Consider the following 22,030-nt stretch of genomic DNA (forward strand, 5'->3'; position numbering starts at 1 on the left):
TTTAACTGATAACCTTACCCAAGAAACCGATAACTTGACTAAACCCGCCCAGTTTGATCAATCTGTAGGGGCGGGTTTAACTGATAACCTTACCCAAGAAACCGATAACTTGACTAAACCCGCCCTGCACCATGGCGCGTCTGGAGCAGAGGATCAATGTAGAGACGTAGCCTGCTACGTCTCGGAAACTGGGGAAGAAGAAACCCCAGAGTCGGAATTGGGAGAATTGCAGGATGAATTTAGCCGCACGGCTCAACAAACCATCAATAACGGGCTTCAATTGGCGCCTGGTGAAGTTCGCATTCTCAGCCCTGAACCGGGTACAATTGGCGATCGCACAACCAACTTGATGGTTCAGTATCATCGGGATAGTCAAGTTCAGGTGACGATTAATCAGCAGCCTCTATCTGCTCAAACCCGGACGACTATCGAACGGAATGAAACTCAACCCATTATTACTCAAATATGGTATAATTTACCCTTGAAAAAGGGCGACAATACCATCACCGTTGCCCCAGATAACGGCACACCCGTCAGTCTCCAGGTTACCGTTGACGCGATCGCAGATCAAAAAGACCTCGAAATTACCCTCACCCCAGTCGGTGACCCCCGTGTACCAGCGGATGGTCGGTCTACGATTACCATTGAAGGCAGTATCACCAGAGAAACAGGGGAACTCATTGAAGAGGAAGTCATCGTCACCCTCACCGCACAAGCCGGCAAGTTTGTCGGCGCTGACTACGATGATGATCAACTCGGCTTTCAAGTTCTGGCGAAAAATGGGCAATTTAGCGCCAGATTACAATCCGGTATAGACGCCCAAAAAGTCCGGATTCGGGCGGCGATTGAACGACTCGGTGTCCCAGACATCAGACAAATCACCCGAGAAGAGAGTTATCTGGGCGCCGCGATTCCCACATTTTCTGAACCCATCCAAGCCTATACCCAAATCGAATTCGTCACCCACCTGCGCCCTTCCTTAGTCTCTGGGGTGGTCAATTTGCGGATTGGGGAGGCGGGAACCAACTTTTGGGAAAGTCGCCGTGAGTTTCTCAATCCCGATATTATTGACAATGGTCTAGAAGTTGACCTAGATAGTTCGGTGTTTGCCACCGGTCGGATTGGGGAATGGTTATTCACCGGCGCTTATAATAGCGATCGCCCCCTGAATGAAACCTGTGATGGGATCACCCGCCTATTTCGGGGACCCCAGTTCTGTGAAAACCAATACCCCGTTTATGGGGATAGTTCCACCGTTGATTATCTCACCCCCTCCAAAGACAGCGTATACCTGCGCTTCGAGCGTTCCTCTCTGGTTCCGGGGGCGGAACCAGACTATGGGATGTGGGGGGACTACAACACCACAGAATTTAGCCGTTCCTCCCAGGAATTCACCGCCACAGCCAGGGCATTACATGGGTTTAAAGGCAATTATAACCTGGGGAATCTGCAAGTTACTGCCCTATTTAGCCCCGATGTCGAAGGATTTCAACGGGATGGGATTGTTCCTGATGGCACCAGTGGTTACTACTTCCTCTCGCGCCGCCTGCTGATTCCTGGAAGTGAAAACGTTTACATTGAAACCGAACAACTGAATCGCCCCGGTACCGTTATTGAACGCAAAGCCCTCTATCGCGGTCCTGATTATGAAATTGATTATGACCGAGGAACACTCCTATTCCGACGTCCGATTCAAGCCACGGAATTTGACCCCTTTGGCACTACCTTAGTGCGGCGAATCATTGTTACCTATCAGTTTGAAGCGGATGACGACACCAATATCTATGGGGGACGGTTGCAATATAACTTCTCCCAAGACTTTCAACAACAAAGATGGGTAGGAACAACCTATCTGCGGGAAAATCAGGGAGACCGAGACTTTGAACTCTATGGCGCGGACTTTTTGATTTCCTTGGGAACTCAAGGAAGGATTGTGGGCGAATATGGTCATTCCACCAATGAATCTCCCTTTATGGGATTAGTTACCGGGAATGCGTATCGATTGGAAGCCGTGAATGCTTTTGCCGATAGGATTCAAGGGCGAGCCTATTACCGTTCCGTGGAAGAAGGCTTTGCTAATAATGCCACAACCAGTTTTACCCCCGGTCAAACTCGCTATGGCGCTAGCCTTGCGGCGCAACTGAGTCAGAGTACCAATGTGCAAGTCAGTTATGATCACGAGGATAACTTCGGTACCTCTCCCCGAAACCGCAGTGTAGTTGAGTTTTTTGACCCCTTCAATCCCGATAATATCTTTAATCGGGCAACGGAAGCGTTACCCGGTAGCCGGGTGGATAATAGCCTGACCACATTCCGGGCGGGTGTGCAACAAAAAATTGGCACTTCTGACCTGACTTTAGAATATGTCAACCGTTCCCGAGAAGACAATCTGGGCGATACATTTGATACCAACGCCAGTCAATTGGTGTCTCGTCTGAATGTTCCCCTGAATCAGGTTCTCACCTTCCGGGCGCAAAACGAATTGAACTTGGATGAAAGTGACCCCCTTTATCCCAACCGCACCACCGTTGGTTTAGATTGGGCGGTGGAACCGGGAGTGACGCTGAGATTGGCACATCAGTTTTTTGATGGGGGACTCTTAGAGGATAATTCGATTACCAGTCTGGAAACGATTACTCAATATCAGCTTGGGGAAAATACGTCCATCTCCTCCCGATATTCGGTTATCGGTGGGGTCAATGGGATGACTGGACAAGCCGCATTGGGACTCAACCACGGTATACTGTTAGCGCCGGGATTGCGCGTGAATTTCGGTTATGAACGCATCGCCAATGATATATTGAATGCCACAGCAGCAGGCGATCGCTTCGCTCAACCTTATGCGGTGGGTCAAAGTGCGTCATCCTTGGGACTCACAGAATATGATTCCTTTAACGTTGGTGTTGAATATACCGCCAATCCTAACTTTAAAGCATCAGCGAGGTTGGAACATCGGGATAGTTCTGCTGGTGATAACACCGTCATTTCAGCAGCGGCGCTGGGTAAAGTGTCCCCCTCGTTAACCGCTTTGTTCCGTTACCAACAAGCCAGTTCAGCCAGTCAACTTTTAGAAGACTTAGATGATACCCTTTCGGTCAAGTTGGGATTAGCCTACCGCAATCCTTTGGATGACCGTTTTAATGCGTTAATGCGATATGAGTATCGCCAGAATCCATCAACGATTCCGGATACTTTACTCTTTGGTAGTGGTACGGGTTCCAATGATCACGTCTTTTCTGGTGAAGGGATTTATGCACCCAATTGGCGTTGGGAATTTTATGGTAAATTTGCCCTGCGCCACAGTACGACAGATTTAGCCGACAATTTCAGCAATAGTAGCACCATTTATTTGGGACAGTCACGCATCACCTATCGATTGGGATACCGGATGGATTTAGCGGTGGAAGGACGTTGGATTGGTCAACCCTCAGTTAATTTTGATGAATGGGGTTGGGCGCTGGAAAGCGGTTACTATATCACCCCCGATTTACGAGTTGGGGTGGGATATAGCTTCGGTAGCGTCGATGACCGAGATTTTAGTGGTTATCGTTCCGAAGGCGGTCCTTATCTGAATGTGACATTTAAGGTAAATGAACTCTTTGATGGGTTTGGACGGCAAAAAGTCGCCCCACCGCCGCAGCAGGAAGAATCTCAAGTACAGCCCGTGGCGAATAATGAACCAGTGGCAAATCCCACGAGTGAGGAGTGAACAATAGTGTTAAATCAAAAATTCGTAAAGTTCGTCAGATTCGTCAGATTCGTCAGATTCGTAGGGTTCGTAGGGGCGAAGCATTCGCGCCCCGATGTTTCGATTCTCCAGCTAAATGCTAATAGCGAATGCTTCGCCCAACCCCAGAACAAACGTAAAAAATATACCGAGGACAAAGAACACCCAACAAATTGGTGGGGAAAAAATCAATTCCCCATCAACATCGTCAGATTCGTCAGATTCGTCAGATTCGTCAGATTCGTAGGGTTCGTAGGGGCGAAGCATTCGCGCCCCGATGTTTCGATTCCCCAGCTAAATGCTAATAGCGAATGCTTCGCCCAACCCCAGAAAAAACGTAAAACATATATCGAGGACAAAGAACACCCAACAAATTGGTGGGGAAAAAATCAATTCCCCATCAACATCGTCAGATTCGTCAGATTCGTCAGATTCGTAGGATTCGTAGGGTTCGTAGGGGCGAAGCATTCGCGCCCCGATGTTTCGATTCCCCAGCTAAATGCTAATAGCGAATGCTTCGCCCAACCCCAGAACAAACGTAAAAAATATACCGAATCATTTTTGCCCCGGCGACTAGAAGTCGCTAAACAAACAAAGTCCGCCTTCGCGGACTGGACGATAAAGGAGATAATCAACTCTAATATCGTATTAGACGGACATAATAACCAGTTGGTTCGTAGTCGGCACTTTAGTGCCAGAAGTGCAAACAGCATACCTTTAGCAGCGCTAAATCGCTTACTACAAACCTTAGCGTTAGCAACTGTCTTAACCTTGCCAACATTAGCCACAGCCCAATCACCAAATTTACGAGTAGTCGTTAATAGTCCTCAGGATACAATTGCACCCGATGAATTTCTCACATTACGGGAAGCCATTGAATTAACCAATGGTGACTTGACAGTTGATCAATTAAGTGATATTGAAAGGACGCTGGTTACATCTTCTGAACAATCCTCTCGAATTGAATTTAACTTACCCCCCCAAGACACCACCATTTATCTGAATGAATTATTACCCCCCTTAGCCACTCCAGGACTCGTGGTGGATGGGACAACCCAACCGGGTTATGATCCGACAACCTCACCCACGGCAGAAATTGCCATTCCCCAACCGATTGTGACGATTACCCCTACACCGGGTCAATCGATTTTGCGGGGATTAACAATTGTAGCGGATGAGGTGACGGTGCGAGGCTTGAGTATTTATGGCTTTAAATCGGTGAGAGAGACAACTCTAGCCACCCCTCCGGCTGATATTTTTATTTCCCATACTTCACCGCCCCCGGACATTAGTCAGCAACAACAGCCGAATTCTAGGTTTCCTTTTTATCCTGATGATATTCCGCCCAAAGATGTGAGAATTGAGTTCAATTGGTTGGGAATTCCCCCGGATGGAAAAATGCCAGAAAATCCGTCAGCTTTTGGGGTGTATGTGTTTAATAGTTTAGGCACAACGGTTTACCGAAATCGGATTAGTGACCATGAAGGAAGTGCGGTTATTACCTCCGTGCAAGCGAATAACTTACAGGTGAGCGAAAATATTATTGTCGGGAATGGTATTAAGGGAATGCCGGATGCGATTCGCTTGGAAGGGGTGATTAATGACTCTCAAATTACCGGGAATTTAATTTGTGGCAATGATGGAAGTGGCGTGTATTTGTTTAAACCCGAAGGGGCGGTACAAATTCGCGAAAACCAAATTATTTTTAATGGGAGACGCCTGCGACGGGCGGCGGTGTATTTGATGGGAAATAATCACCAAGTTGTGGGGAATCAAATCGCCTATCAACCGGGACCCGGTGTGGTGGTGACGGCTTATCCGGATAGCGATCGCAATGTGATTGAAACCAATCGTTTTGCTGGATTGGAGGGGTTGAGTATTGACCTGAACACGCAGCAGCATGTGGAACCGATTCATTTCCAAGTCGGGGATGGTCATAATCCCCCCCGTACTACTAAATACCAACGCCAGACTACAGGGAACAATGGGATTAATGCCCCCCAATTTGTCTCCGAGGAGTTCTTTCAGTTGGGTGATCAGATAGAAGTATTTGGTCAAGCTGAACCGGGTTCAACGGTGGAACTCTATCGGGTGCGGGAAACCGCCGATAGTTTCTATGGTCCGTTGAGTGAACCGATTGGTAGTACGATAACCGATGGGGAGGGTCAATTTAGCTTTACGCTGACTGGGTTACAGCCTGGGGATACCATTAGTGCGATCGCGACTCACCCCCAAGACGGGACATCAGAACCCGCCCTGAATGCAGCAGTGAAGTTCTCAGATGGTACAGTTCCGCTAAACCCAGAACCATTACCACCCGTGATACCTCAATGTCTCAGCCAAACCACACCTCCACCACCCCCCGCAGAATTCACACCACCAATTCCACAACCCCTGACGCTGCGGGTACCGCGGAATATACATTTTGCCCTAGATCGTTCCGATATCTCTCCAGAGAGTGCAGGGGTACTGGATCAAGTAGCGGCGGTTCTGCAAGAGTATCCCTTCCTCACCATTGAACTACAAGGACACACTGATCCTCGCGGGAATGTCGCCTATAACCAAGCGTTGGCAAACCGTCGGGCGTTAGCGGTGCGGAATTATCTGTTGCGTCAAGGAATTGAGCCAGAACGGATGACGATTCGATCCTTCGGCGAAACCCAGCGCCGGACAACGGGTAGCGGCGTTGTGGATTATGCACGCGATCGCCGAGTGGAAATTATTTTCCAGGATCTCAGAGGCTTGGAGATTATTTTTGAAGACCAAGAAACGGACTTACAAATTGAACCGACGGGAGGGGGAAGATAATGGGGAGTTTAGATCCATTGATCAGGTCGCTTAATAGATTTCGTCAAGAAGCAAAAGACCTGATAACCCCTTGTTTTCCAGATATACAGCTAATTAAAATTTGCTATGCGTCACAAGAAAAAACCTAGACTTATTCATAGAGATAAATCGCCGTTTTCTGGGTTGAGACAACGCTGGATTCGATTTATCGCCTTAGTCATTTATGTGGCTAATTTTGTCACGTTTTTAGGAGCGCCACCGCCAGTTTCAGCGCAAACACCATTCCCCTGCGATCCCACGCTCTATATTAGTCAAGCAGCAAATCCCCAAGATCCCACTGGACTCAACCGACTGATTACGAATGTGAGTCCATTTAGACTAGAGGGCATCGGTGGGGCTACAGCACGGTACAATGCTATAGGGTTTAACGTGCAAGATGGCTTTATCTATGCGATCGGTCCAGATCCGGTTAATGGGGCTTTTCCGGTCTTCCGAATTGAGCAAAATGGCGCTACTGCTCAAATTGGCTCCATTCCTCTTGCTACGAATAATATTCCAGCAGATACTCGATTTATCGCTGGGGATATTGATGACAGGGGTAATTATTACGTCTACTCTCCCCCAAATGGAGTCCTGGCTAGGCTAACTGTTTCAGCAAATTCGGTAGCATTTAACTCTTCCACAACAGTGAATGGTGCTCCTAACTTTGCCGACATTGCTTTTAATCCAGTAGATGGTAATTTCTATGGCTATGCCAGGAACTCTGTAGGTACTAACGTAGGTCGGCTTGGATTCTTTCCGCGAGTAGAAGACTTAACCACTCCCCTTAATGTCACATTTTTTCCGGGTACATTTAATTCACCAGATTCCTTTGGTGCGATATTTTTTGATGCGAGTGGTGAATTATTCGCCTATCAAAATAATGATGGTTCGGGTAATGGTGTCTTATACAGTATTGAGGTTGGTATTAACGGTAGTGGTGCAGGTGAATTTAGGCGACGCAGCGTAGCTCCAGCCGTTAGTCAAAATGATGGTGCTTCCTGTGCCTATGCTCCAGTTGTCCAGAAAACTGTTTCACCTACAGAGGTGACGGCTGGAGATACAGTAACGTATACCTACCGATTTATTAACCGCAGTTCACTCGACATTACACGGGTTACCTTTACCGATAGGCTTCCTTCTGGTACTGCTCCTCCTGACGGACGCACATTCTCAAGAATAACCAAAAATGAAGGATTGCAAATTAACGGTGATATTACTGGGTTAGGCACTAATGAATTGACCATTACAGGTATAACAGTCCCTAGGAACTCAGAACCCACACTGGAGATAGAAGTTCAGATACCCCAGACTCTAAATATCGATCTGCCAGGTACATTCCTTAATCAAGCTACCATTGAAGGAATCGTGGGTGAAATACCCCCCAATCTTCCCGGTGTACCAACGAGTGCAGTTTCTGATTTTCCAGATTCACCGGAATTCCCCGATCCAACACCGGTAAAGGTTAATCCCAACCCAGTTAACTTAGTTCCCAGCAAGACAGTGGAACCCATCGATAGCAATGGGAATGGTGCGGCTGATCCGGGTGAAGAACTGCGCTACACGATCACTATTCAAAATACAGGTACTGGTACATCAACCAATACCATTCTCACCGAAGACATTCCCACGAATACCACCTATGTCCCTGGTAGCGCTACATTAAATGGCAATCCGATTGCTGATGTTGTAAATGGCACACTACGATTCGTGAGTCCCACTGGGGGTTCCGTGGGAGATATTCCTGGAGGAGGAACGGCTACAGTTACATTCCGAGTCACCATCAACAATCCCCTACCCCAAGGCGTCACTGAGATTAACAATACAGCGACGGTGACTAGTGAACAAGTGAGAACACCTGTATCGACAGATAATCCTGATACGCCAGATAATCCCAATGATCCGAATATTCCAGAAGACCCAACCACCGTTCCCATAGGCGGAGGAACGCCCCCTGTACCGCCTGTAATTAATAAATCGGTGCGTTTCCTCAGAGATAATGATGGGAATTCAGCGTTGACTATTGGTGACGATGTGGAATATACCATTATCGTCCGCAATCCCAGCAATACTCGCACCATTAATAATGTGGTGGTTAGCGATATTGTGCCGATTCAGGTTCGCATACTGCGAGATAGTTCTAATCCAATTAATATCGACGCCCCTGATAATTTAGGATTTGCCCTAGCGCCAACATTGCCCAATACAAGTTTTGATGGCACCGGTCAACCTGTTCAGTTTACCAATGGTGGCACCCTACCTCCTAGCGCACAAGTGACGATAACCTATAATGCCAAGATTTTACCGGGTTCATCCAGTCCAATTACCAACCAAGGGTTAGCAAATTATGCGGGTGATGGTGGAAATCCCGTTCGTTCAGATGCTAGTGATTCTACCAATCCTGATCAAGAAGGATCTGGAAACAACCCCGGAAACCCAGGTCCTGTTAACCAGGGGGGTAATGTAAACCAACCTGCGGGAGGTCCAGACGACCCAACGATTCTGAACTTTGTCACACCCGTCAATCCAGCCGGAACAAAATCGGTACGTCTAGCTGAAGACGTTGATGGTAGTGGTTCGATTAGCACCGGAGATATTCTGGAATACACGATTACCTATACCAACACAGATCCTCAGACAAACATTACCAACTTCCAGGTAACGGACACAATAGCTAGTGGTTTAAGCTTTGTTCCTGGCAGTTTGGACATTGATGTCACCCCTGGGACAATGGTGACGGCTAATCCCAACTATAACGGCACAGCTCCTACCAACAATGTCCTCAATCAACCACCGGGCAATTTAGCTAGTGGTGGTGGTCAAGTTGTATTCACCTATCGCACACAAATCACCGCAGGTCCTGGAAGTTCGATTACCAACCAAGCCGTTGCTAACTTTGAAGATAATACCGGGACTCGCTCTGTTCCTACCGATGCCATTCAAAGACCTGGAGATTTACCGCAAACTAATAATGGTGGTGATCCTTCCGATCCCAGGTTTGATGACCCGACGGTGTTGACAATCGAAGAGCCAACGACGCCCACGCGCCCAGTCGCTAATAAATCAGTGCGTTTCTTGAGAGACAATGATAACAGTGGTAGTCTCACCATCGGTGATGATATTCAGTACACAATTATCGTTCGCAATCCCAACCCGACTCGGACTCTCAATAACGTAGTTCTGAGTGAAATCTTGCCGATTCAGGTGCGAATCTTACGCGACGGTTCTAACCCAATTAATCTCAATAGCGGATTTTCCCTTGCCTCAAGCCTACCGGCTAGCAGTTTTAACGGCACAGGTAGCCCGATTCAGTTCACCAATCCCGGAACATTACCGCCAACGGGTGAAGTCGTTCTCACGTTCAACGCCCGGATTCTACCGGGGGCGGCTAATCCAATTACTAACCAAGGGCTAGTCAATTTTGAGGGAGATGGTGGGAATCCCGCCCGCACCGATGCTAGTGATACCCGCAATCCCCGACAACCAGGTTCTGGGGATGAGCCGGGAAACCCTGATTCTGTAGGTGAAGGGGGTAATGTAAACCAACCGAATAATAGTCCCATCGACCCGACAATTCTCAACTTTGTCAGCCCCGTAACTCCTACCGGAAGTAAATCGGTACGTCTGGTTGTCGATGCTGATGGTAGTGGATCGGTGACTACGGGTGATACCCTGGAATATACGATCATCTACACCAACCCTGGAGCCAATGCTCCGATTACTAACGTCTTAATCACGGATCAAATCGAAGCCGATAAGGTGAGTTTTGTCACCGATAGTTATAACTTCCGGCGTGTGGATGGCAGTGGACCTGCGAGGAATACTACGGTACAGAGGAATCCCAGCTTCAATGGCACCACGGATCAAAACCTGAGTGATCGCAATAATCTAGGACAATTAGGAACTGGCGGCGGTCAAGTCATGATCATGTACAGTGTCCGTGTCACGGCTGGGGCTGGTACACAAATTCAAAACCAAGCCACAGCCCAATCTAATGGCGGTTCTGTAGAGTTCTCTCTCACCGATGCCCTTTCGGGGTTAGGAGATGATGGCACACCAGATTTGCCGCAAATCAATGATGATCGAGAAAATCAGGGTAACCTTCCCGGTACTGGTGATGATGAGCCGACTATTGTCACAGTTGGTAGTCCTGGCAATCCACGTCTGCGGTTAGTCAAGCGGATTACCAATATCACCCGAAATGGTGTACCGATTAGTGGTATTGACTTCAACAGCTTTAACGATGACCCAGCTAACCCCGATGACGATGCAGCCGGTTGGACTCAACGTCCGCCTGTGGGCATTATCCAGTTAGGAGCGGAAAATACCCTGCAAAGCGGTGATGATGTGGAATACACGATTTACTTCCTCTCCGATGGTGGGACAACGGTTAACGGTGTTCAGGTTTGTGACGCGATTCCCGAAGGCACAACCTTTATCTCGGATAGTTTTTCACCGGGTGAAGGGATTTTGTTGAATCAAGCGGGAATTGATAACCGTCTGACTAATGCCTTAGATGCAGACTTAGGCACATTTTTCGGAGAGTTGACCCCAGTCAATACGTTCTGTCCCAATCCCAATAATCCAGATGGATCAGTATTAGTTAATGTGGGAAATGTGTCAACAATTAGCCCAGATAATATTGGCTTTGTCCGCTTCCGCGTCAGGATTGATTAGATAAAATCAGTTAAACCACCTTCTGTAGGGGCGCGACATGTCGCGCCCCTACAGAGGTTCTGTGGGTAATTGACAATTGACTTATTCTTGATTAGAATTCACTAACTGTGGTTAATAAATCGCCACGCGAGGAATTCAGCCAATCAGCGTATTCATATTAAGAACTTTTACGGAGGTATTCACTTAGGGATTTAGTCGATAATCAGAATAACCACCAAAACCTGTATAGAAGCACTGTCCGATGATTATACCGTCTCTCCTGATTCTCGCGATCGCTCTCGTCGCCGTTTATATTCATACCCATGTCACAGAGGAATTGGTGCAGGTAGGGGCAACGATTATCGCTTTGCTTTGTCTGGTGTTGAATCTAATTTTAGCGCCACTAGCGATAAAATTTATAATTGTCGGGGCGATTTTACTCACAGCAAAACGGACTTCATTAGCGCTTTTTAACTCGCTTCTCCAGTAATTCGTCCTTTTTCATTGGTAAGGGATTGAGTGTTGTTTATGAAATTTAATATCGTTGAGTTGATTTAGACCGATCTACTCAAAGGGGCTATAGGATAGTTCTGCCAAGTTTAAGGGAATCTCGATCATCAATTCTGTTCCTTTCCCTAGACTAGAAACACAACTAATATTACCGTTGTGTTTATCCACAATAATTTGATGGCTAATGGCTAACCCCAATCCTGTACCACTTCCGACAGGCTTGGTTGTAAAAAATGGGTCAAAGATATGCTGACGCACGTCTTCATTCATCCCACATCCGTTATCAGCAATGCGAATAATAATACATGGGGACAGTTTTGACCCTTCAGGACTTTCGAGGGAACCTGGTTTTGAGTGTTGAATTAATTCTTTTGTCTCGCCTATCCTATTGGTAGATACTTCAGTCGTGATCTTAATCCATTGGGGTTCAGGTTGGTTGCTTAAGGCTTCAATGGCATTATCTAAAATGTTAATAAATACCTGATTTAGCTGACTGGCATAACAGTTAACTTGAGGGAGTTGACCATACTCTTTGAACACGATGATTTCCGGACGATTCCCTTCGGCGCGGAGTCGGTTTTGTAATATAAATAGCGTATTATCTAAACCTTCATGGATATCCACCTGTTTTAACTCGGCTTCATCTAATTTTGAGAAACTTTTTAGCGATCGCACAATCTGTTCGATGCGTTGAGTTCCCAACTGCATGGAGTTGATCAGCTTTGACCAATCTTTGATGAGAAACTCTAAGTCGATCTCGTCACTCAGTTGCTGAATCTCTGGTGTGGGACTGGGGTAGGTTTTTTGGTAGAGTTGCAGCAGTGCGAGTAATTCTCGGAAGTATTGACGGGCATAAGTCAGATTGCCGAAGATAAAGTTAGTCGGGTTATTAATTTCGTGTGCCACACCTGCAACCATGCGCCCTAAACTGGACATTTTCTCGGTTTGGATCAGTTGGGATTGAGTGCGTTTTAATTCTTTTAAGGTTTGTTGCAATGCCTGGGCTTTTTCCCGTTCCCTAGTTTCAGACTGCTGCAAGGCGATCTCGATTTGTTTGCGATCGCTAATGTCTCTATGCGTCCCACTCATCCGCACGGGTAAGCCATTCTCATCCCAAGCAACCACTTTACCATAATTAGACACCCATTTCCATTTCCCGGATTTCGTCAGCAGTCGATAGTCAAATTGGTAGGGAATTGAGCAGTTTTTTAAATGCGCCTGTAACAGGTTCATCACCCAAGGTTTATCATCGGGATGGATCAGGTTTTCCCAAGTGCTGATATCTGTAGGAAGTTGATCGGACTCATACCCCAACATATCACTCCAACGCTGGTCAATATAAAAGTCTCCCGTTGTGATCATCCAATCCCACAACCCATCCCCAGAAGCGTTTAACGCAAGCTGCAAGCGTTCTTGAGTCTGGTGCAAAGCTTGTTGCGATCGCTGGCGTTCAATGGCAATTGTGGCAAGATAAATTGTTTGGGCGATTAAGTCTTGATCGAGATCGGTTGCTGTCTGCGGTTGGTCATAATACCCACCAAAAGTCCCCAAAACCATGCCATCACTCGACAAAATCGGCATCGACCAACAGGCTTTAAGTCCGTAGGATAATGCCAAATCCCGGAAGTTTACCCACAACGGGTCGTTGGCAATATCGGATACAATTACAGTCGCCTTACGATAGGCGGCTGCACCGCAAGAACCAACATCTGCACCAATCGCTAGACCATCAATGGTTTTTGTGTACTCTTCGGGTAGACTGGGGGCGGCGGCGAAGTGCAATTTACCCTGTTGATCCAGCAACAGAAACGCCGATCGCATTTTTCCCGATTGTTCCTCAACGAACCTTGCCAAAGCATCCAGGATGTCTGGGAGAGGTACATCAGAGGCAATCAGTTTCAGAATCTGGTTCTGTCCAGTCAGCAGCATCTCGGCATGTTTGCGATCAGTAATATCCATCGCTGTTCCGAAGAGTCTGATCACTTGCCCCTGTTCGTTTACAACAGGTTCACCTCTTGCCTCGACATGGCGCACTTCACTACTTCCCTGATTCCCCCTAGGGAGAGATTGCACATCAGCAGCATGGGTTTTACCTCGGATAATGCGGAAGTCAAGATTGTACTTTATCCCCTGTGCGATCGCGCGGTCTACGGCGTTTTTCCACAGGTCTTGATCTTCTGGATGAATCGTCTCCAGCAGTTCAGCATGGGTGGGTTCACCCTGTTGAGGATCACGTCCCCAAATGCGAAACAATTCCTCTGTCCAAGTCATTTTTCCCGTGGTCAAATCACAATCCCAACTGCCAATATGGGCAACTGTCTGGGCTTGTTTTAAAGAAGCTTCACTATGGCTGAGTTTTTCTTGGATACGTTGGCGTTCTACTATCTCTTGTTTCAGTCGGGTATTTTTAGCCAAGAGTTGTTTTGCTTGGGTTCTTAGACGCAATTGATGCTTAACCCGCGCCATCACTTCTTGAAGCTGGAACGGTTTAGATATATAGTCTGCCCCACCCACTTCAAAGGCTTTAACTTTATCGAACCCTTCTTTCAACGCGCTGATAAAAATAACCGGAATATCTTTAGTTTTATCATCTGCTTTCAAGGACTGACAGACTTGATAGCCATCCATCTGTGGCATGACAATATCCAGCAAAATCAAATCGGGGAGATTGGCTTTGGCAGCTTTGAGCGCCAGAATGCTATTGGGGATAGTCCTGACTTTGTACCCTTGCTTGGATAACATATCGGTTAACAGGTACAAATTAGCCGGAGTATCATCTACAACCAGGATACTGCCTTTGTTATTTTTCCGTTGTCCTTGATCATTCGTCATTTTTCCTTTGTCTTATGTCTTATGTTATACTCGCGAAGCGCTAAGCCAGCTACGTCCTTTTTTTATACCCAAGACTAATTACGGCGTTGGGGCGACTTGCTCAGCATTTCAGACCAGATAATGGGTATCCTGTCTGTCCTTTTGTAACATTTATATTATCTTTTAGTAAGAGGCTGACGCGCTAATGTGAAGAGTCTCACCAACCGCCTTGGGTTAAAACCCAAGGCTAAAAGCTGAAGTCGTCTAAAGACGACTGGATAAGAGTTTGATCCCAAGTTGCATTCAAAGAGATAACTTTCTCGTCCCCTGCTCCCCTTATCTACTACGTTTGATCGCAACTCTGTATGAGTCCATTTTAATTCAACTCCCATATTAAATCCGAACGATCGCGTAACTCCGAATCTGCCAAGGCGCTATCTTCAAAGTTTGCAGCGTCGGGGATTCTGGAGACTGTTCCACAGGACGTTCTAATAAATCCACGCAACCCTCTATCGCCAACCCTAAATCACTATTTAACCAGAATTCCGCTTCCTCTGCGTGACATTCATAACACCGCAGAATCCAACATTGCGGATTATCTTGCGATCGCTTAAACGCAATTACTACTAAATTTTCAGCCGATAACTCCAGCAAGGAACCCCCAGGGGGCAAAGTTTTAATACCCTGATTCGCCCTGTATTCCAGCCGGACGACTTGCAGGGGGAAATTTAACTCATACCCTCGCTGAACCGTTTTCGCGGCTTGCCAAGTTCCCGAATGAGGATAAAGTGCGTAGGTGAAGTGGTGAATTCCGCGATCGGCGTCGGGATGGGGCCACATTGGACTTTTGAGTAAAGTTAATCGAAGTTGAGAGGGTTGGGCGTCATAGCCGTATTTACAGTCATTGAGTAGACTCACGCCGTAAGTTTCATCAGCCAAATCCGCCCAACGCAATGCTGGAACCTCCCATTTGGCTTGTTCTGCGGGGGTTTGGGGTTTGGTGGGGCGTTGGATTGCGCCGCAGGGAATCTCATACGTGGCGTAGTCGGCTTCTAGGTTTAAGGGGAATGCGGCTTTGACTAATACCTGGCGTTCCTGCCAATCTACGGTTGTGGCTATTTTAAGTAGGGGTGAATCTGATGTCAGGATGTAGTCTTGGTAAAATTGGGATTGTCCTAATTGGCGAATAACTTGGAGACGCGATCGCAGGTTTCCTTGTTCTAGCCATTGAATCGATTTCAGTTGGGTTGGTGGTAAGGGATGCTGATGGTAATTGGGGTCAATATTCCAGGCGTCCCAATATTGACCTTTGTCTTCAAAGGCTTGCAGTTGATTGCCTGCACCGCTTAATATTTCTCGCTGGTTTGGTTTATCAAAGATGCTGCTTAAGTCGCCAGTATTTGGATCTACGATAATTCGCAGGTAGTCATTTTCGAGAATAAATTCGTTATTGGGATTGGGGTTATCGTTTTCTGGGGGAGTATCAGTTGGACAAATCCAGACTATTTTATAGCCGATTGCGGGGATGTCTTTAGCCAAAAATAGCAGATGGGTTTGTAGGGGCTGGTTTAGGGGTTCTTGTTTTGCTGTTGATGATAACTCTTGTTCAAAACCCGCCCTGACTGATGTTTGGCTGGGGATTTTTTCGCCGTTACTATCGTAAATTTGCCAGGTTTGATTGTTGGTGATTGGGAACTGTTTTTCCGACGCAGAGGTTCGCAGAGGTTCGCGCAGAGGGGCGCAGAGGGAGATAGTAATGAGTTCTGAATGTTGCCAGTTGAGGGGGTTGAATATGATTAGGGGTTGGGCGTTGGGGTGGGGGGGTGAGGGGAGGGTGATTTGGGACGCGATCGCGTTTAGGGATTCGGCTATGATTTTTTGGGTTATTGTCTCGGCTTGTTGCCATGTTTGGTTGGCTTCAATGAAGACTTCGGGAATGGAGGTTCCGGGTAAGATATCGTGGAATTGATTAAAGAGAACTTTTTTCCAGGCGGTTTCTAGTTGAGATTGGGGATAGTTTTTGTTGGTGATTAGGGTGGCGAGAGAGGCAAAAAGTTCGGCTTGATACAGTAATCCTTCACAGCGACGATTCCAGCGTTTTTGATCAGCGTGGGTGGTATAACATCCGCGATGGAGTTCTAGATAAAGTTCGTTATTCCAAATCGGATTAGGAATTGAATATTTGTCTGGGTGGGTGTCACTATTATCGTTGTTTGTTACCCTGATGTGACTAAACCCACCCCCGGAGACGCGCCGTGGCACGTCTCTACAAATCATCTCCCTATCTCCTCTTTCTTCTAACTGATTCTCAAGATTCTGCAAATATTTCAACGCGGTGGTAAATTCTAAATTGGGGAAGAAGGGAGACTGTTGCCAACGCTGTGACACTTCTAACATATCGCGGGTGGGACCACCGCCATGATCGCCTACACCAGGTAACCAAAATACATCCTTAATCTTTGTTTGCCTTTGCCAATTAATCCCATAATTTGTCATGGTAATTGGATTGGTATCCATGACTCCGGTAATATTGGGCGGCGACATTAAACTGAGAATTTTAGTCCCATCCGGTGATTGCCACCAAAAGAGGTGATAGGGAAATTCAGTGGTGTCATTCCAATGCAGCTTCTGGGTAACAAAATAGTTTATTCCCCCTTGTTTTAAGAGTTGAGGTAATTGCCAAGTAAAGCCAAAACTATCCGTTACCCAGGCAATTTGAGTAATTTGACCGAATTTTTCTTGGGTATAACGTTGACTATAAAGAATTTGCCGGACAATGGATTCACCGTCAATTAAATTTAGTTCTGGTTCAACCCACATCCCGCCGACAATTTCCCATTTTCCGGCTATGACTTGCTGTTTAATTCGGCTAAATAAGTCGGGACTATTCTGTTCTACCCAGTCATAAAGGGCGGGTGTTGTATGACAATAGGTTAAATTAGGAAAATCTTGCTGTAAACTGAGAACCGATTCAAAGGTTCGCACTGCAACATTCCAGGTTTCCTGAGTAGACCATAACCAAGCCATATCTAAATGGGCATGACCTAGTAGGTGAAATGTAGCGTTAGGGGTTATATTTTTGGATAGCAGAGTTTGGCGCAATTGGGTTAGCGATCGCGTAAACTGATCGCCATGGTATACCCTCTGCCAGTCAATCTCAGCCACAGCCCTCGTTAGTGTTTCTAATTGTTCCGGTGCAAAGGCTTCTAAATAGTTCTGCAATACTGTTAATTCATCAGCAACAAATCCCGGATCAATCGAATGCGTTGATTCATAAATACAGAAAGACCGCATTAAGCCGCCAATATCATGACCCGGACTCACTAACCGCAACATGACGGTAATAGTTTCCCCAGGACTAACGGCTGAACTTAGGAGGACTCTATCTGAAGAATCAAATAAGTCTCCTTCTTGGACTAACTCATCATTCACAAAAATCTTGGCATTTTCCGCCCACCATGTTAACGCTAGTCGTAAGGTTAATCCAGCTAAAGGATAACCTTGTAAATCGTGGGGAATGATAAATTGTTGACCCAACCAAATAACTTGGCGTCCCGCTGACCAGATAATATAACCCTTATCATTGAGTTCAACACTTGACCCATGTGCCAAAATATGGTTACTTATCTCCTCCAGAGGCAGATCTTCAGACCACAGTTTCCAATTAGTCTGCACATTCACCTGAGTTAAAGCGCGAAGTTTAGCAATAGATTCAGAAAGGAATGTTAATGGAGACATGGTAAGGAATTATACAAGTTAGTAACTAGCAATTAGGATTAAGAAAGTTTTAAATAACAAAGTCGCATTAACCAGCCTTGGGTTTAAACCCAAGGAACCAAAAGCTTGCATTCGTCTTTAGACGACTTTATAAGAATTTTAGTCCATTTTAATGGACAGTAGCTCTTAGCCCGGAGTTTGAACTCCGGGCGGATGATTAAGTTTCTGGGAATCTTGTCCCCGGGTGCATGTCACAGTATGAAATAATAAATTAGTCATCGCTGCTTCTGCTTGCATAACCATGTCTGCTTCTACCCCAGGTCGCTATCGCAGCCGATTATTCAATCTTATCAATCACCATTCTCGCCGACTCATCGATCGAGGTGAACGGGCAATCCGACATTTGAAAGTAGCTGCCGTTTGGGGAACACAGATTCTCCTCTATCCTATATATATGGTGGTTCAAACCAGTCTCACGGCTGTTCGGCAACTTTCGGCAGAGGCAAAAGCGGGATGGACTCGATTAAAAGCTTTAACCCAATCCCAACCCCTAGAACAACCGCCTGCTGTTGATACCCCGATTCAACAGGTTCTCAAGGAAGCCGAAACGTTATCTTTACCTGAACCATCCCAATGGAAGCGGTTACAACCTGTCGGTGATCAGGAACGCCAGATTGTAGGGGCGGGTTTGACTGATAACGTTACCCAAGAAACCGATAACTTGACTAAACCCGCCCTGCTTGGGAAGGAGAAGGGTAAAACAACATTTTCGACTGGGCGGTTGAAACCGCAGCTACACAAACAAAACCTGCCTACGCAGGTTTCCCAATCCTCACGGGTAGAGATTCAAGGCGTAGCCAGCCTCCTCTCCACCCGAACTCTAGTTCTCGTTTCCGTCGCTAATGAAATTCTGGATATCCTCACCCCAGAACAACAGCAAAAATTAGCAGCTAAAATAAGCTGGGAACTGGCTAACCTTTATCGTCAGTGGCGTTTAGTTTATAACTTAAAGACTTCTGGGGTGCAACGCCAACTCAGTCACTTGGCTAAACCATCTCTGTTTCTGCCCTTGAGACTATTCTGGCAACTCATGGCATGGGTGCAAACCAGTCCCGTTGCGATCGCGATTAATCTCTTTGGTGAGTCTACCTTCTCAGAACCCGCATCTGGCGCCAAGATCCCCCAAAACCTTGCCTATTCCTGGCTGAAACAATTTGCACCGGGGGGCACATTAGCCGCTATAGATGATACTATTGCCCAATGGGAATCGCACCCTAAAAAGACATCCAATCACGTTGCGATCGCACTCCGTCAACGTAGCCAAACTCTACTGCAAACCTTCAAAACCTCATTCATCACCTATCGAGAACCAGCTAATCCAACCGAGACATCAGAATCTCACCCCTTTTGGCTGGTAGGATTAATTTACGCCGCGATCGACTACTTTTTTGGTCAGGGTAGTTCTTCCCGATTCCGCCAACAAGAACCAACCTCGATTAACCCCACCGAGGACATTAACCAACGATTCACTAACTCAACCGCTTCCGTAACCCTTCCGGGGACAGCATTCTCCTATACGAATGAACCCGATCCGTGGTTAACCTGGGATGATTTATTTGGCGATCCAGAACCCACTTCCACACCGAATCCTTTTGTCACTGATTCCATTTGGCTGAAGGGAAAACCGCAACCCAACCCAACCCCACTTCCCCCAGGGTTTACAATCAAAAAAACTGCCATCTGGCAAAACTCCATTGGTGCTATTCTCCAGCGTTTAAGTTTCTCCAAAAAACCAATAAAACTGACTGTAACGGATCGAAAACTCCAGAGGCAAACGGTTAACCCGACAAGCCCACTTTTCTATCCAGTTCCATTACAAAATTCATTAATCACGGGATTATCGAATAATTCACAAAATCGAGTATTTGTCAAGGTATCTCCGGCTACGTTCTTAGAGCAAACTCCTACAAATTCTCCTACTCTATTAACCCATTCAACCTCTCTAACACGCAACACTCAAAACATTCCAGAAAAACCCATTCACCATTCCTCAACGAGTGATATCGAACCAGCACCCGACTGGATTGAAACTCAAGCAATTCCCACAGGGTATGTTAAACACCCCTTAGAGCAAATCATGGAATGGTTGGATGTGGGTATGCTTTGGCTGGAGGAGGTAACAATTAAAGCTTGGCGATGGGTGCGACGGTTTGTCGTTAAAAATAAAGGATGAACAAGACACCACAGCTATCAGGGTACGATAGTATCGTGCCCCTACCCAATCAATTATCCCTGGGTTCAATGGCACTGAAAAGCGTGGATTTGAGGATCGCCAAAACCCTTGATATACCGTAGGGTGGGCATTGCCCACCAGCCTCATCTGTCTCAACCGTTAACTTTAATTGTGTCCACCTACTTATTGGGATTATAGGGTTCTCCCTGGGACAAAAATTGTTGCGGCGGTTAAAGTCAATTCCGGAAACCATAGATTGAAAAAAACCCCCAGTTAGGGAACTGGGGGAAGTCGGCTACAAAAGAGCCTTCCATCCTTGTCGAACTCGATGATGTCTCTAGGTTATGCAAACAAAGTGAAAAACTCGTGAATGCAAAAAAAATACCCCCGCCATTTTAGTTGGGGGTGGGTAATCACTTCCACATCAGGGTAACAACTATAATTAAAGGTATCGAACAATTGTGAAAAAAAGGTGAAAAGTCAAAAAAAACCTCAGATTTCGGCTGAGGAGGCATAAATATAAAGGAGCATAACCCTTTATATCTCTAGAGTTTAGGGACGTATGCAGTTACCAGAGGCAGAGTCGTGGTGTTCTCAAAAATTTTCCCTCTTCCCTAAAATTTTACTTTTGATTTCGATAAAGCAGCCACAGGAAATAGGGAGCGCCAAGCGAGTAGGACGGACGATCTCCACCATTAATTTTAGTTGTCCCCACTACTGATTTGAAGCCGCGCTGGTCTAGTTTTCCGGTGGCAATTCCCTCACCCAGCGACCCATTGGTACACACATCGGCGTCCCCGCTACCGGGTCAGGCACAATCCGACACTCCAAACCAAACACTTCACGCACCATCGCCTCCGTCACAACTTGCATTGGCTCTCCTTGTGTATAAACTTGACCCTGCCGCACGGCAACCAGATGATCAGCGTAGCGACACGCCTGATTCAGGTCGTGCAGTACCATCACAATCGTCCGCCCTTCGTTCTGGTTCAACTCATACAGCAAATCCAATACCTCGACTTGATGCGCCAAGTCTAAGAACGTTGTTGGTTCATCCAATAGAAGAATCTCCGTATCCTGAGCGAGTGCCATAGCAATCCAAGCTCGTTGCCTTTGTCCACCAGAAAGCGTGTCCAATACTCGGTCTGCTAGTGGGGTTATCCCTGTAATGAAAAGCGCCTTCTCCACCAGGATTTCATCATCTTTTGACCATTGCTGCAACCAGTTTTGGTAAGGGTAACGACCCTGAGCGACCAAATCTCGAACCGTCAACCCCTCCGGAGCCACTGGACTTTGGGGGAGAATTCCCAGTCGCTTCGCCACAGCTTTTGTTGAGCGCTGGAAAATATCAGTCCCGTCTAGGTAAACCTTACCAGCACAAGGCTTGAGCAACCTCGCCAGTCCCCGCAACAGTGTTGATTTACCACAGCCGTTGGGTCCAACCAAAGCCGTAATCTTCCTGACAGGAATTGCCAGGTCGAGGTTCGTGATCACTGGTGTTCCATCATACGCCAGAGAAAGTCGGCGAGTTGACAATAAGCTCATTTTAT

The 22,030-nt window shown here is 46.7% G+C and carries 9 protein-coding genes; 6 read left to right on the plus strand and 3 right to left on the minus strand.

Annotation, left to right across the window (positions count from 1 at the left end; genetic code table 11):
- The 4 genes from RLO19_RS26810 to RLO19_RS26825 all read left to right on the plus strand — a co-directional run.
- Positions 1 to 3,709, plus strand: a 3,709-nt coding sequence (locus RLO19_RS26810) for a hypothetical protein (protein ID WP_446360433.1), incomplete at its 5' end; no start/stop codon positions are given.
- Between the two features lie 789 nt (positions 3,710 to 4,498).
- Positions 4,499 to 6,535 (plus strand): OmpA family protein, encoded by a 2,037-nt coding sequence (locus RLO19_RS26815; RefSeq protein ID WP_446360447.1) that lies wholly within the window; start codon positions 4,499 to 4,501, stop codon positions 6,533 to 6,535.
- A gap of 105 nt (positions 6,536 to 6,640) precedes the next feature.
- The gene (locus RLO19_RS26820; RefSeq protein WP_446360434.1) at positions 6,641 to 11,230 is read left to right on the plus strand and encodes an isopeptide-forming domain-containing fimbrial protein; all 4,590 of its coding nucleotides are present in this window, start codon (positions 6,641 to 6,643) and stop codon (positions 11,228 to 11,230) included.
- Positions 11,231 to 11,471: 241 nt separating this feature from the next.
- Positions 11,472 to 11,699 carry a hypothetical protein gene (locus RLO19_RS26825; protein ID WP_446360435.1) on the plus strand — a complete coding sequence of 76 codons (228 nt, stop codon included), beginning with the start codon at positions 11,472 to 11,474 and terminating at the stop codon, positions 11,697 to 11,699.
- A gap of 74 nt (positions 11,700 to 11,773) precedes the next feature.
- On the opposite strand, the gene RLO19_RS26830 is transcribed toward RLO19_RS26825, so the two are convergent.
- The gene (locus RLO19_RS26830; protein ID WP_446360436.1) at positions 11,774 to 14,551 is read right to left on the minus strand and encodes a PAS domain-containing protein; all 2,778 of its coding nucleotides are present in this window, start codon (positions 14,549 to 14,551) and stop codon (positions 11,774 to 11,776) included.
- Between the two features lie 372 nt (positions 14,552 to 14,923).
- Positions 14,924 to 18,268, minus strand: a complete 3,345-nt coding sequence (locus RLO19_RS26835; RefSeq protein ID WP_446360437.1) for an alpha-mannosidase — start codon at positions 18,266 to 18,268, stop codon at positions 14,924 to 14,926.
- Between the two features lie 280 nt (positions 18,269 to 18,548).
- Between RLO19_RS26835 and RLO19_RS26840 the strand changes: the two genes are divergently transcribed.
- Positions 18,549 to 20,480: a hypothetical protein gene (locus RLO19_RS26840; RefSeq protein WP_446360438.1), complete on the plus strand. Its 1,932-nt coding sequence runs from the start codon at positions 18,549 to 18,551 to the stop codon at positions 20,478 to 20,480.
- On the plus strand, positions 20,477 to 20,602 hold the full coding sequence (locus tag RLO19_RS26845; protein WP_446360439.1) for a hypothetical protein: 126 nt from the start codon (positions 20,477 to 20,479) through the stop codon (positions 20,600 to 20,602). Before RLO19_RS26840 ends, RLO19_RS26845 begins: the two co-directional genes overlap by 4 nt.
- 616 nt (positions 20,603 to 21,218) lie before the next feature.
- Here the strand turns inward: RLO19_RS26845 and RLO19_RS26850 are convergent.
- Positions 21,219 to 22,025 carry an ABC transporter ATP-binding protein gene (locus tag RLO19_RS26850; protein ID WP_446360440.1) on the minus strand — a complete coding sequence of 269 codons (807 nt, stop codon included), beginning with the start codon at positions 22,023 to 22,025 and terminating at the stop codon, positions 21,219 to 21,221.
- Positions 22,026 to 22,030: the final 5 nt, after the last annotated feature.

The organism is Coleofasciculus sp. G2-EDA-02 (genome assembly GCF_040226375.1).
In the GTDB taxonomy this organism is placed as follows: Bacteria; Cyanobacteriota; Cyanobacteriia; order Cyanobacteriales; family Coleofasciculaceae; genus Coleofasciculus.